Here is a 13,583-nt window from a genome sequence, read left to right as displayed (position 1 = left end):
TGACAAGAAGAGGAGAAGTCACCGCCTTGCGCGGTCCAGTTCCCGGCGCGAGACTGGCTCAACACTGAATCGGAAAAACGGGAGGCCCTCATGGCACGCAGCGTGCTCATCACCGATATCGCCCATTTCGTCGGCGCGCCCGCGGCAAGGCGGCTGATCGCGGATGGCTGCGCGGTCTATGGCACGGATCTGAGCTTCGGCGACGCCGCCGCCCGCAAAGCCTTCGAGGAGAAGGCCCCCGGCGTGAAAACGCTTTCCGAGACCGACCCGGAAAAGGCGGTGGCCGAAGTCATCGCCGCGGAAGGCAAGCTCGACGTGCTGGTGAACAATGACAGCTTCCCGGCCATCCGCGCGACGATCGACACCTTCACGGATGACGACCTCGAAGCGGGCTTCGAGGCGCTGGTCTTCAAATGCTTCCGGGTGACGCGCGCCGCCGCCAAACACATGAAGGCGCGGAAAGAAGGCCGGATCGTCATCATGTCGTCCGCCGCGCCCATGAACGGGCTCGCCAATTATTCCATGTATTGCGCGGCGCGCGGCGCGGCGAACTCGCTCGCCGTGGCGCTCTCCAAGGAACTCGCGCCCTTCAACGTGTCGGTGAATGCGGTGGCGGCGAACTTCGTGTCGAACCCCGACTACTTCCCGCCCGAGCTGATGGCCGACGAGACGAAGGCCGCGAAGATTTTGAAGAACATCCCGCTGGGCCGCCTCGGCGCCCCGGAAGAAGCCGCCGCCCTCGTCTCCTACCTCGCAGGCGAGGAAAGCGGGTTCGTGACGGGCCAGGTGATCGGGTTTTCCGGTGGATGGGCGAATGCGCGGTGAGACCCCGAAAAAGCGCGCGACCCGCAAACCGAAGGCAGCCCCTTCGGCCTATGATTTTGCGCTGAGAGAAACGCGGAAGACGAATGCCGATACGGCGAAGGCCTTCGCCCTTCTTGAACAGGCCTCCGCTGAGGGAGACGCCCGCGCAGATTACGCCATCGCCAGCTGGTATATTCACGGCGTGCATGTCCGCAAGAACCGGAAGAAAGCGCTGCCCTATCTGGAGCGCGCCGCCGCGGCAGATATTCCCGAAGCGCATTTCGACCTCGCCGTCAGTCTTGAGCGCGGCGCGGGCTGCGAAAAGGACGAGAAGGCGGCCTTCGAGCACCTACTGCGCGCGGCGCTTTGGGGCGATGCGCAGGCACATTACGAGGTGGGCCGCTGCTATCTCCATGGCATCGGCACACGAAAGAACATGCGCCTTGCGACGATCTGGCTAGACCGGGCGGAAGCATTGGGCGTTACGGAATAGGCGGGCTGGAGAAGCACGTGAACATTCGTCGAACCGCCTCGGCGCTCCGGAAGAAGCCGCCGCCCTCGTCTCCTACCTCGCAGGCGAGGAAAGCGGCTTCGTGACGGGCCAAGTGATCGGCTTCAGCGGTGGCTGGGCGAATGCGCGGTAAAAAGCTCCTGCTTCCGAAATCAGCAAATTCAAACCCCTCATGGCCTTGACTCATTAATTAAAGTTCGCAAATCAGAAAGATGGGCTTCTGCAATCTCCAACATATTACTCAACAATTCAAAATATTCACCCTCATCTTCAACGTAACCTGGAGAATCATAAAACAATTCATGGAACTTCTTTTTTAAGGTGTAAAAATGTTGCTCAAGCCAGTGAAAATTACTATACAAACTATAGAATAATTTCACATTTTCTTCCTTATTATCAATATTAGAGTTACGCAATATTTGAATTGTTTTCTTTATTTTAGGTAACAAATCGCCGATCTCTTCTCGTAAAGCTTCAAATTGAACACGCTTCTTAGCAATACGATTTTTAGGCCTAGCCTCGAAAGCATACTCGTCAACAAAGTGACCTCCGTATGATTTAAAAGCATCTTTCGGCATATCATCCACAAGATCTCTTAAAGCATCTGACGCTCTGCGAAACTCCACTTCTCTAGACCTACGAGTGAAATCTTCCAATTCGCGATCCAAAAAAGCGTTGTGCCTCTCTTCAATTTCAGCGAGCGTCTGATCGCTAACTTCAAAATTTATGTATCGCTTTGAATGCTCTAAAAAACCAACTAAAGAGTAACTATGGAATCTTTTCCCAGTGTATTTATAAAACTCTTCAACTAGCTCAGTGCGTGGTCCAACATCTTTTCCAGATATCTTATAAACCCAATCTTCTTTTCTATCATCGCTCAGAAAAATAACATCAGATTCTTCTGATTTTGCTTTTTCAAGAATTTCCTTCCAGACAAAATAATCGCCATACTTCTCAATCCCTTCCTTTTGGGCATCCATGTACCCGGGCGGAATTTTTTCGTCATACCGCTTGGCCCCCTCCTCTATCCGCTTAGCAAGAACCTCTTCGTTTGGCTCTTCTCCAACCATATCCCCAATTATTTCTGAAATTTTTTCGACGATCTTCTCTGAATCTGAAATACTTGGATGAGATTTCTCAGATGCCTCCAAAGATTCACAAAGCCCTTTGATAAAGTAATCGATATTTTTTTTCTCTTCTTCTGAATTTATAACCTGATGCCTGCTGAATTGATCAAACAATCCACGAAGTTCCCGTCCCTTAGCCTCAACCCCATTTTTTAGTTTTTCGTATGCCTTACGATTTTCGGAATCGACATCCCGCCACCGCCTTAAAAACTCTTTTCCTACTCTGTGAGGAATCCAAACACGAGGCCGAAACGCCTCCAACGTGCTAATCACTTGGTTTCTGGTAGCTTCGCCGTAACGTAATAGGTGCAACAAAATATTCGTATCTGGAACAATGAGAGCGTCTTTCCAGATCTCATCAAATTCTTCTGGCTTCAAGCTAAAGTATTGTGGAAATCTATTTTTCATATTTTATTTCCGAATTTTTCTCTCTGAATCAGTAAATTCTATCATCCCACCACCCCCTCCTCAAACACAGGCAAGCCGTCCGCCAGTTTCACCCAGGGTTGGCGGGAGGAGGTCCAGATATGCATTTCGGGTTCGAAGCGCGCCGGGTCGTCGAGCGAACCTGAGGTGAGGCCGATGGCGCTTGCGCTCTCCCGCATCGAATAGATCGTCGTGCCGCAGGTCGTGCAGAAGCCACGCGTGATCTGGTCGGACGAGGCCTTGCGGCCGACGGGGCCGGTGAGCATCACATCCTCCAGCCGGAACAGAAGCCGCGCATTGAAGGCCGCGCCGATAGCCTGCTGGCATAAGCGACAATGGCAGATGCGCTGGTTGACCGGTTCGCCCCTTGCCTCGTAACGCACCGCGCCGCAGAGACAGCCGCCCGTGTAAGGCTCGCTCATGGTCTCACCCTCTTCATCCGATTCATGTGTGAGCATGATGGCGGGGCCGGGTTGCCGGGTCCAGCCCAAGCAATCTGTCCCCCCGGTTCGTCCCGGGGTCCAGGGGCCGCAAACGCCGAGTCTGTTGCCCCTGGGTCCCGGCACAAGGCCGGGATGACGGCCCTCTTTGGGTTTTCCGAAGAAGTCAGAGCATCCAGTGTCGTCCCGGCACTCGTTGCCGGGACCCATTGGCGGCTTCGGGGTACGATCGATGCGAGTGGGCCCCGGTGTTCCCGGCTTTCGCCGGGACAGGCGCCGGGGTGACGCTGAGGGAGAGTGCGGGGCCGGGGCGGCGCTGAGGGTGAAGGTGGCTCCAGTTGCGCTTCACACACTCGTCATGCCCCGCCTGAAGCGGGGCATGACGGCTATTGAAGTGTGAAAGGGCCTCCCCCTCCCCCCTGTACAAATCGCCCTATTCCCTTTAGGAACGGCGCCTTGGCCCGATACGCGCCCCTCGCCCTCCTGAGGCCCGCGCTGCGTAGGACGGGCGCCCCGTTCCGAAAGACCCGATATGACCAAATTCGAGGGGATTTATCCCCCGCTCGCCGCCGCTTTGGAAAAGCGCGGCTATGAAACGCTCACCCCCGTGCAGCAGGCCGTGCTGGCGCCCGAAATGGCCGATGCCGATGCGCTCGTCTCCGCCCAGACCGGCTCCGGCAAGACCGTGGCCTTCGGCCTGACGCTGGCGCCCACCCTGCTGGCCGGCGAGCACTACTTCCCCCGCGCGGGCGCGCCGCTGGCGCTCGCCATTGCGCCGACGCGCGAACTGGCGCTTCAGGTGAAGCGCGAACTCGACTGGCTTTACGAGCCGACCGGCGCCGCCATCGCCTCCTGCGTGGGCGGCATGGACATGCGGACCGAACGCCGGGCACTGGAACGCGGCGCACATATCGTGGTCGGCACGCCGGGGCGCCTGCGCGACCATATCGAACGCCATTCGCTCGACATGTCTTCCTTGCGCGCAATTGTGCTGGACGAGGCCGACGAGATGCTCGATCTCGGCTTCCGCGAGGACCTCGAATTCATTCTCGGCAGCGCACCGGAAACGCGCCGTACCCTGATGTTCTCTGCCACCGTGCCGCGCGCCATCGCGACGCTGGCGAAAAACTACCAGAACAATGCGGTCCGCATCGCCACCACGACGGAACGCGAACAGCATGCCGATATCGATTATCAGGCCATGGTGGTCTCGCCCGCCGACCGGGAACACGCGATCATCAATGTGCTGCGCTTTCACGAGGCGCGGAACGCGCTGGTTTTCTGTGCGACACGCGCGGCGGTGAACCATCTGACGGCGCGGCTCAACAATCGCGGCTTTTCGGTGGTGGCGCTGTCGGGCGAGCTGAGCCAGACGGAGCGGACGCACGCGCTGCAGGCCATGCGCGACGGGCGCGCCCGCGTCTGTGTTGCAACGGACGTCGCCGCCCGCGGCATCGACCTGCCGGGGCTCGAACTCGTGATCCATGCCGATTTGCCGACCAATCCCGAAACGCTGTTGCACCGCTCCGGCCGCACGGGTCGCGCGGGCCGCAAGGGCGTTTCCGCGCTCATCGTGCCGGTGAATGCCAGGAAACGCGCCGACCGCCTGCTGCGCATGGCGCAGATTCAGGCCGAGTGGACGCCGCCGCCTTCCGCGCAGGCCGTGATCGAGCGCGACAATGAACGCCTGCTCGCCCACCCGCTCCTCGCAGACCCGGTGAGCGAAGACGAACGCGCCCAGGTGGATGCGCTGCTGGAAAAGCATGGCGCCGACGCACTGGCCGCCGGCTTCATGCGGCTGGCGCGCGAAGGCAAATCCGCGCCGGAAGACGTGCAGCCGATCGCCGACCGGGGCGAGCGTGGCGGCGAACGCAGGGAGCCGCGCGAGCGCAAGGAGCGCCAGCCCTTCGGCGAGGCGGTGTGGTTCCGCCTCTCGGTGGGCCGCAAGCAAAATGCCGAACCGCGCTGGCTCTTGCCGATGATCTGCCGCGCAGGCGACATGACCAAGCGCGATATCGGCGCGATCCGCATTCAGGCCGACGAGACCCATGTAGAAATTTCCACCGGCGCGGCGGATGCCTTTCTGGCGGGCCTTGGCGACAACATGACGCTTGAAAAGAGCATCCGCGTCTCGCGGCTGGAAGACGACGCGCCCGATGCGCCCGCCCCTGCCGATGAGGGCCGGCGTCACGAACCGCCGCGCAATGCGCCGCCGCCGAAGAAGCAGAAGAAGAAATCCACCAAGAAATATGCGGGCAGGCCCGAGGCCGAACATCGCGACCGGCCCAAGCCGCCCTCCGGCGCCGTCGCCCCCAAGGCGAACCCCTTTGCCGGCTACACCGCCGACCCGCAAGGCGACGCCCCCGCCGCCGACAAGCCGAGAGGCAAAAAGCCGGGCGGTAAATCGTTCGGAAAACCAGGTGGCAAACCGGGCGACTTCAAGGGCAAGACCGGCGGCGGCCCGTCCAAGGCCGCGAAGGCGAAATTCGGCAAATCGAATTTCAGCAAAGCGAAGTCGGCAGGCAAAGCCGGCGCGAAAGGAAAGCCGAAAGGCAAATCGGCCGGCAAGCCGTGAGGCGACGGGTCCGGCCCGGCCGGACCCCGCTCACATGTTCAGCATCGCAACCGGGCCGAGCGTGGGGCCGATCTCGTCATGGAGGACGAGATCGGCGATGTCGTCGAGCTCGGTCGGGTCGCGATTGAGGATCACGAGGCGCGCGCCGTTTCGCTTGGCGAGAATGGGAAAGCCCGCTGCCGGATAAACCTGCAGCGACGAGCCGATGGCGATGAAGAGATCGCAGAGCAGCGTCGCCTCATGCGCGCGCTCCATCTCCGCCTCCGGCATGGCCTGCCCGAATGAAATGGTGGCCGTCTTCACATAGCCGCCGCAGGAGGTGCAAAGCGGCGCCTCGCCCGTCTCCTCGAAGGCCGCCTTCAACGGCTCAAGCTCGTAGCGCGCGCCGCAATCCAGGCATTTGGCGTAGGTCGTATTGCCGTGCAGCTCGATCACCTTTTCGTCGGGCACACCGGAATCCTGATGCAGATTGTCGATATTCTGCGTGATGATGTGGCTGATGCGGCCCTCGTCCACCAGCTTGGCGAGCGCCATATGGCCCTTGTTCGGCATGGCCCTGGCAAAACTCTCATCCATGGCGAATTTCCGCCGCCAGGCCTCGCGCCGCATCTCGTCGGAGGAGATGAAATCGTCGAAATAGATCGGCGCCATCTTCGTCCAGATGCCGCCCGGCGAGCGGAAATCGGGGATCCCCGATTCCGTGCTGATGCCCGCCCCGGTAAAGGCGACGATGCGGTGCGCCTCCTCGATGGCCCGTTTCAATTCGTTCATGAGCCCCGCTTCCTTTGACTTTCCTGCCTGAGCATGAATCATGCGGGCTTGAGTTTGAAATTTCAATGCAGGGCGCCCCGCCGCTCTCTCCCTGTCACCCCGGGCTTCGTCCCGGGGTCCAGGGCGACAGGCTACGGTATCTCGGCCCCTGGATCCCGGCCCACCTTTACATGCAAGGAGGGCCGGGATGACAGTTGAAGTAACCCGGGAGACGGAAAGTGAAATACCTGCACACCATGGTGCGCGTCAGCGACCTCGACGCCTCGCTCGATTTCTACGTCAACAAGCTGGGGCTGGAGAATATCGGCCGGTTCGACATCGAAGAAGGCCGCTTCTCGCTGGTGTTCCTCGCCGCGCCCGGACAGAAGGACGCGCAGGTCGAACTCACCTGGAACTGGGACCCCGAAGAGCTGGACGAAGGCCGCAACTTCGGCCATCTCGCCTATCAGGTCGAGAACATCTACGAGACCTGTCAGAAGCTGCAGGATGCGGGCGTCACCATCAACCGCCCGCCCCGCGACGGCCGCATGGCGTTCGTCCGGTCGCCGGACAATGTCTCCATCGAATTGCTGCAGGAAGGCACGCCGCTACCGCCGCAGGAGCCCTGGGCCTCAATGGAAAACACCGGTCACTGGTAGGTCGCGCTTGTATGGTGAGCGGGGTGATTTTATAAGCCCCCCCAAGGGGGAACCTTGTGAAAATCTATCTCATCAATCTCGATCGTGCGTCGGACCGGCTGGAGGTTATGACGGAACGTCTGAAGGGGATTCCCTTCGAACGCTTTCCGGCCATCGACGGCAAGACACTCGACTATGAGGGCCTCCTCACCAGGAACGAGGCCGCTTGCGTCATGAGCCACCGCGTCCTCTGGCAGAGGCTGATCGACAGCGGCGACCCCTACGCCTGCATACTCGAGGATGACATCGAAATCCTCCCCCGGTTCTTCGACCTGGTTCAAAACACCGATTGGCTGCCATCGAAATTCGACTCGATCAAACTCGAAACCTTCTCGATGCCGACGCTGCTTCAGAAGCACCCGGTGATAAAGGTGAGAGATCGAGAGCTCAAACTTATTCGCTCCGCTCATTGGGGAACCGCAGCCTATATCATCAGCCGCGGCGGGGCGGAGCGTATGCTGGATGTTTCGAAAAACCTCGACCGTCCGACGGATTGGCTCCTTTACCGGGAGCCCCATGTCTATGGATGTTACGCCTATCAGGTGATACCGGCTCCTTGCCGGCAGGATGCCGGGCTTGTCGTGCCCGATCAGCTTTTGAACAGGTTCAACATCAAGCGCGTCAAACCCAAAGGCCTCAAGAAGCTCTCAAGGGAAATACGTCGCCCCTTTGGCGATCTTTGGCAATGGCTCCGGTCCCGACGCTGGAAGTCCGCCTACGAAACCGTCGAATTCTCCTGACAACGGGAGGCCTCGGACCGACGCCCTCCGCACCGTCGCGCATCGCGCGAAGCGGCGGGGTCACTCACGATTTTTGCGGAACATCAGGTCGATGATTTCCGCGCTCTCCTCGGGTCGCACCGGTTCGGCATTTTCGTCCAGCTTGTCCAGCAGATAGATCCACCCGACCGCGCCGGCGATATTGCCTTCACGGTCGTAAAACGGCGCCGCGTTGGAATGAAGGTTCAGCGCGCGCTCCGTCAGCTCGTTGCGGAGCACCAGCCGCTCGCCCATAACGGTCTCGCCCTTCAAGGCACGCTGGATGCCCTGCCGGTGCGGCGCGCGAAGCGTGATGCCATCCGCCTCGTAAAGCCCCATATTGCTCGCGCGGTCTTCGAGCCGGGACCGCTCCATCAGATCGCCGATGAATTTCCGGGCAAAACGGTTGACGTAGATTATCCCGCCCTGCGCATCGGCGACCACGATGCCGACGGAAATACCGTTGAGCGCCGTCATCATCAGCTGCCACATCTCTTCCTTTTCAGCTTCCGCCTGGCGCAGCTTGTAGAGATTGGCGAGCTGCTCGGTCACGTCGCGAATGCGCACGACCCAGAAGCCGTCGCCACGCCGCACATCCATCGTGCAGGCCGCATCGCCCATGGCGAGTTCGCTATTGGTCACCGCGTCCCCGCTCTGCATGGCGGAGGAGACGAGATTGTAGAAGCGGAGAAGGCGGCCGGTGCAGATATCCGGCAGCGCACGGCCTTCCAGCGTTTCCAGCTCGGGCGCGATCAGATGTCGCGCGCGCTCGTTGCATGCAGCGATCTTTTGATCCGACGTCAGCACCAATGTCGCATGCTCCGCCGTCGCAAGCAGATCCTTGAGAATTTCGAATGACACCTTGACCAACCTGTTAAACGTCACCAACAGACCCCGCGCCCGGAACGAGCACGGCGATTTATGCCTTCACGAAAACGACCGTACACGAACGGTACAAATTCTCTTCCCTAGCCGGTCGCCATCGGCCGAACGATATCCGCCGGATCGTGCCCGGCCTCACCGATCCTCTTATCTTCCACATAGAACCAGCCGATGGCCCCCGCGATACGGCCCTCCCGGCCGTGGAACGGCGCGGCATTGGCATCCACACGCAGCGATTGTTGCGTGATCGCGTTCCGGAGCACCAGGCGCTGATTGAGCACCGTTTCGCCGCGCAGCGCCCGGGGCAGCGGCCGAAGGCCTGACGCCAGCAGCGCCGTTCCGCCTTCGTCGAACAGGCCGACCGCACGGCAGAAATTCTCCGGTTCCGCGCGCTCGACCAAATCTCCTACGAAGCGGCGCGCGAAGCGGTTCACATAAATCGGCTTCCCGCCGGGATCCATCGCGACGACGGCAACGGCAATATTGTTGAACGCCGTCAGCATCATCGCCCGGATCTCATCCTTTTCGGCCTCCGCGTCCCGCATACGATAGAGATTGGAAAGCGGCTCCGTCTCATCGCGAATGCGAACGACCCAATGGGCCTCACCCCGGCTTACCGTGAGCTTGCAGGCCGCCACGCCGAAAACGACATCGCATTCCGTCACCGGCGCGTCGCTTTTCATGGCCGCCTCGACAAGACGGCAAATACGGGCAAGAGGGCCCCGGCCAATTTCGGCAAGACCCAGCCCGGTCAATTCGCTGCGCACCGGCGCGAGCAGCCCCCGCGCATTTTCATTGGAAGCGACAATCCTGCCATCCAGCGACAGCAACAACGTGGCATCCGTCGCGGTTGCCAGCAGATCCTCAAGAACCGTATCCGACACGTCAGTCATCCATCGTCCGTTTTCCCGATTATCAGGACCCGGACGCAAAGATTGCCGCAGCCACTTACCGATTGATTAAAATGATCCGGAACTTGTTAACCATGATTTGGCGCATGCAAATTGAAATAAAGATTCCACCAGAATTTACATCCGGTCTATTTGCATAAATCAAAAAATGATGGACACATTTTCAAATAAAAAATGGCGTGGAGCGGGATATGCGCGCCCCGTCATCCGGCGCGCTATGCTTAATCCGCCCCGGGCCGAACAGTAAAAAAATTTCAGTGAAATCACACGAACGGTCCGCCCCCCCGATGAAGTGACGGCGGGCGGACGGCCCCTTTCGAGACGGAAAGAATCGGCGACGGACGGGGCCCACTCGGCCCCAACCCGGCAGTGTCGCCCTCGCCCGCCGCTAGCCCAGTCTGCGGCGCGCGAAAGCCACGATATGGGCAATCGCCTCGCGCGCTTCCGGCAGCATGTCGGCATTGAGCTGCCAGACATGCCAGACCTTGGGCCAGACCTCGATCGTGGTCTCCACGCCCGCCTTTTGCAGCGCATCGGCCATCAGGGTGCTGTCGTCGCGCAGCATCTCCTTCTCGCCAACCTGGATGAAGGTCGGCGCGAGACCCGCCAGATCGCCGAACAGCGGCGAGAGGAACGGATCCTTCTCATCGCCGCCCGGGCAATAGACCGCCTCCAGGCTGTCCATCATCTCGGCCACGAACAGCGCGTCGGACTCGGCGTTTTCGTGCCGCGACGCGCCGCTGCCGGTCATGTCCGTCGCGGGCGAAAGGCAGACAAGGCCGGCGGGCTGCGGCAGCCCCTCCGCCTTGAGGCGCAATGCCAGCGTCAGGGTGAGATTGCCGCCCGCGCTGTCACCGCCGACCAGAATGGCCGAGGGCGCGATGCCCATATCGAGAAGCCCCTTATAGGCCGCCACGCAATCGTCGAGCCCGGCGGGATATTTATGCTCCGGCGCGAGGCGGTAATCGATCGCATAGACGGGAATGCCGATATCCCTGGCAAGCCGCCGGGTGAGCGGGCGATGGGTGAGCGGCGAACCGCCGACAAAGCCGCCGCCATGGATATAGAGAAAGGCCGCCTCCTGACGCGGCTCAGGCGCCGTGAGCTTCTCCGCCGGCACACCGCCCAGCGAAAGCGGTTCGGCCGTGATGTCCTTCGGCAGTTTGGAGACACGCGGTTCCATCTGCTTCATGATCGGCCGCAGAAGCTGAACGTCCGGGTTCTTTTTGAATTTCCCCTTCACCTGCCAGCGAAGCAGGAGCTCGATCAGCGGGCGCTGGATGCTCATGGACGTTTCTCCCCTCTCGAAATGCAGTGGCGGGCATTATCGAGATGCGGAAGCCCAAGGGCCACCCCTATTTCGTAAGGGATTGTCGGGAAAAGACGGAGCGAGACCAAGTTACTGCCACGTAGGGTTTACCTCCGGTTAGATTCGACTTGCCATTCTCACATGTCTACCGAGCGTGAAAAGCCGTCAAGGGAGGTATACGGTATGAATCAGCCAGCGTATGAGCTAGCAGTCAGCGTTGCCGCCGCCCTTGCTGTAACGCTCTTTTGCTGTGTTTTCGACATTCTTGATAAGCGGACAAATGATGAAGTCCGGGTGCCGTTTATAGCCGTTCTTGCAAGCGCACTTTGTATCGGATCAAGCATCTTCTACCTTTTGGACGGTTGGCATGCATCTGCCTATAACTGGCATGATGCCTGGGCATGGGCTGTGCTTGTCTTCGGTTTTGGCTTTTCCGGAATTTATATTGCAGCGGTGTTCATTCGATGGCGGATAGCACCTGAGGCAATCGGGCTGAAGATACGAAAAACTTTTGGCCCGACAATACTCGTTCCGTGGGCGGAGATTGAAAGTATCCAGCCCTTCGTCATGAGCACCCTAAGGGTTGAAACAACCTCAATGGGCCGTTTGTATCTCGATGCGGCATGTCGAGGTATTGAAGCGTTTCTCTCGATCGCAAAAGAAAATGGCGTTGTCCTCCCACCCGAAACAAGCAGGGTCGTTCACATCTACCGGAGGCGGTCTCTGCTCCGCAAATAAGTCGCCGCACTCTCCACGACGCCTAATGAACTAGTGGATAGCACCGCGAAACCAGCCACCGACGGCGATCCAGCCGACGCTTCTTTCGCTCTCGTGCTATCACTCGCCGACAACAAGCGCCGTCTTCGCCACGCCCGTGTTGCCGTTGGCCGGGTCATAGGCATAGACAACGAGTTCGTAACGGCCCGGCTTGGGCGTCGCCATGTCGCCTGCGAACAGGCTGGTCTCGCCCGCATAGGAGAGTGCCGCACTGTCCACCTTCTTGCCGTCCTTGTAGAGAAGCCCGGTCACCTCATAGCCGTCCGCGTCCCAGAGCCCGCCGGGGGTGATGGGACAGCCGCACATCATGGTCACCTTCGCCTTCAGCGCGATGGATTTGTCGGACGATGAGGCGGTGATGGGCGTTTGCGGCGACTGAAGCTCCACGACGAAACCGGGCAGTTCCAGCACCCAGCCGTCCCCGCCGGTGAGGTCGCGGCCCGGCACGACCCATTGCGTGGCGCTGGCACTGTGGGCGGAGGCCGGATGGCCGAGCGGGCCATAGGCGGTCGCCTCGATGAGGCGCGGCGTGTCGAGATCGAGCGTCGCGGCGAATTTCGCTGCGCTATCGTCGGCCATCGGCGCGCGGCGGCCACCGCTGTCATGCATCAGAAGTTTCGTGTTGCCGGTGCCGCCTTCGGTGAGGCCCTGCGCCAGCACCTCGCCCGTTTCGGCATCGCTGAGCGTCACGCGCATACCGCCCATGCTGGTGCCGATGAATTTCGCGTCCTTGCTGAGAACACGGACGGTGATGTCCGTCGGCTCGGCCTGCGCCAGCGTCGCGCCGCCAAGAACGACGGCCAGCACGGCCGCCGCAAAAAATCTGCCCATATTCATGATGTCACCTCTTCCCTGTTCGCAAAAAGTGGCGGCCACATCATGACCGCCACCATAGCCCTTAGGCGAGTTCTTTCTTGCAGAAGAACCAGTCCGTGCATTCATAGCCTTCGCTCATGCGCGCCTCGGCGGCCTCAGCGGTGCCGGGCGGCGGGACGATGACCTTGTCGCCGGGCTGCCAGTTTTCCGGCGTCGCCACGCCATGCTTGTCGGAGGTCTGAAGCGCCGTCAGCAGACGGAGGAACTCGGCAATCGAGCGGCCATTCGACATCGGGTAATAGACCATGGCGCGCAATACGCCTTCGGGATCGATGAGGAAAGTCGCACGCACGGCGGAGGTGTCGCTCGCACCGGGCTGGATCATGCCATAGGCCTTGGCAACCTGCATGGAGAGGTCTTCGATAATCGGGAAGTTGATATCGACGCCGAACTTCTCCTTGATCGTGCGCGTCCAGGCGATGTGGGCGTAGTTGCTGTCGATGGAAAGACCAAGCAACTCGCAGCCAAGCGCCTTGAACTCATCCTGCGCCTTGGCGAAAGCCATGAACTCGGTGGTGCAGACGGGCGTGAAGTCCGCCGGGTGGGAGAAGAGAACCAGCCAGCTTCCCTTGTAGTCGGAAAGCTTCTTCTGGCCGAACGTGGTCTTGGTGTCGAAATCGGGCGCCGGTTCGTTGAGGCGCGGCAAGCTGGGGGGAGCCATTTCCTGAAGGTCCATTTGTCATCTCCGTGGAGCCAGGGGGTGAATAGGCAAGCTGTTTCATCAGCCCTATCTAATATA

14 protein-coding genes are annotated in these 13,583 nt (G+C 60.2%); 6 read left to right on the top strand and 8 right to left on the bottom strand.

The genetic code is table 11. The annotated features are described in order from the left end of the window. The first annotated feature begins 90 nt into the window (after positions 1-90). Together ACSSVQ_RS01170 and ACSSVQ_RS01165 are read left to right on the top strand one after the other, a co-directional pair. A complete protein-coding gene (locus tag ACSSVQ_RS01170) occupies positions 91-825 on the top strand; it encodes an SDR family oxidoreductase (protein ID WP_454180486.1) in 735 nt (244 codons plus the stop codon). Then, positions 815-1,297: a tetratricopeptide repeat protein gene (locus ACSSVQ_RS01165; protein ID WP_454180485.1), complete on the top strand. Its 483-nt coding sequence runs from the start codon at positions 815-817 to the stop codon at positions 1,295-1,297. The genes ACSSVQ_RS01170 and ACSSVQ_RS01165 overlap by 11 nt, the downstream gene beginning before the upstream one ends. A 188-nt stretch (positions 1,298-1,485) precedes the next feature. Here ACSSVQ_RS01165 and ACSSVQ_RS01160 read toward each other — a convergent pair whose 3' ends face one another. Beyond that, the gene (locus tag ACSSVQ_RS01160; protein WP_454180484.1) at positions 1,486-2,850 is read right to left on the bottom strand and encodes a PIN-like domain-containing protein; all 1,365 of its coding nucleotides are present in this window, start codon (positions 2,848-2,850) and stop codon (positions 1,486-1,488) included. A gap of 41 nt (positions 2,851-2,891) precedes the next feature. Next, complete coding sequence (locus tag ACSSVQ_RS01155; protein WP_454180483.1) at positions 2,892-3,290, bottom strand: GFA family protein; 399 nt, start codon at positions 3,288-3,290, stop codon at positions 2,892-2,894. 550 nt (positions 3,291-3,840) lie between these two features. Here ACSSVQ_RS01155 and ACSSVQ_RS01150 point away from each other — a divergent pair. Next, on the top strand, positions 3,841-5,883 hold the full coding sequence (locus ACSSVQ_RS01150) for a DEAD/DEAH box helicase (RefSeq protein WP_454180482.1): 2,043 nt from the start codon (positions 3,841-3,843) through the stop codon (positions 5,881-5,883). A gap of 30 nt (positions 5,884-5,913) precedes the next feature. Here the strand turns inward: ACSSVQ_RS01150 and ACSSVQ_RS01145 are convergent, their stop codons facing one another. Then, positions 5,914-6,654: an SIR2 family NAD-dependent protein deacylase gene (locus tag ACSSVQ_RS01145; protein ID WP_454180481.1), complete on the bottom strand. Its 741-nt coding sequence runs from the start codon at positions 6,652-6,654 to the stop codon at positions 5,914-5,916. Positions 6,655-6,872: 218 nt separating this feature from the next. Here ACSSVQ_RS01145 and ACSSVQ_RS01140 point away from each other — a divergent pair, with 218 nt between their 5' ends. Continuing rightward, on the top strand, positions 6,873-7,292 hold the full coding sequence (locus tag ACSSVQ_RS01140) for a VOC family protein (protein WP_454180480.1): 420 nt from the start codon (positions 6,873-6,875) through the stop codon (positions 7,290-7,292). 56 nt (positions 7,293-7,348) lie between these two features. After that, complete coding sequence (locus ACSSVQ_RS01135) at positions 7,349-8,071, top strand: glycosyltransferase family 25 protein (protein WP_454180479.1); 723 nt, start codon at positions 7,349-7,351, stop codon at positions 8,069-8,071. A gap of 60 nt (positions 8,072-8,131) precedes the next feature. Here ACSSVQ_RS01135 and ACSSVQ_RS01130 read toward each other — a convergent pair whose 3' ends face one another. From ACSSVQ_RS01130 to ACSSVQ_RS01120, 3 genes are all read right to left on the bottom strand, one after another. Further along, entirely contained in the window at positions 8,132-8,950 is an 819-nt protein-coding gene (locus ACSSVQ_RS01130; protein WP_454180478.1) for a PAS domain-containing protein, read from the bottom strand. A 107-nt stretch (positions 8,951-9,057) separates the two neighbouring features. Next, positions 9,058-9,864, bottom strand: a complete 807-nt coding sequence (locus ACSSVQ_RS01125; protein WP_454180477.1) for a hypothetical protein — start codon at positions 9,862-9,864, stop codon at positions 9,058-9,060. Positions 9,865-10,270: 406 nt separating this feature from the next. Then, positions 10,271-11,170 (bottom strand): alpha/beta hydrolase, encoded by a 900-nt coding sequence (locus tag ACSSVQ_RS01120; protein WP_454180476.1) that lies wholly within the window; start codon positions 11,168-11,170, stop codon positions 10,271-10,273. A gap of 204 nt (positions 11,171-11,374) precedes the next feature. Here ACSSVQ_RS01120 and ACSSVQ_RS01115 point away from each other — a divergent pair, with 204 nt between their 5' ends. Continuing rightward, positions 11,375-11,929 (top strand): hypothetical protein, encoded by a 555-nt coding sequence (locus tag ACSSVQ_RS01115; protein ID WP_454180475.1) that lies wholly within the window; start codon positions 11,375-11,377, stop codon positions 11,927-11,929. A gap of 99 nt (positions 11,930-12,028) precedes the next feature. Here the strand turns inward: ACSSVQ_RS01115 and ACSSVQ_RS01110 are convergent, their stop codons facing one another. Continuing rightward, positions 12,029-12,805 (bottom strand): hypothetical protein, encoded by a 777-nt coding sequence (locus tag ACSSVQ_RS01110; protein ID WP_454180474.1) that lies wholly within the window; start codon positions 12,803-12,805, stop codon positions 12,029-12,031. A gap of 61 nt (positions 12,806-12,866) precedes the next feature. Beyond that, positions 12,867-13,520 (bottom strand): peroxiredoxin, encoded by a 654-nt coding sequence (locus tag ACSSVQ_RS01105; RefSeq protein WP_454180473.1) that lies wholly within the window; start codon positions 13,518-13,520, stop codon positions 12,867-12,869. Positions 13,521-13,583 lie beyond the last annotated feature (63 nt).

Source organism: Parvibaculum sp. MBR-TMA-1.3b-4.2 (assembly GCF_053628815.1).
Note: the sequence above shows the minus strand (reverse complement) of the source record. Positions and strands in the feature narration are given on the sequence as shown.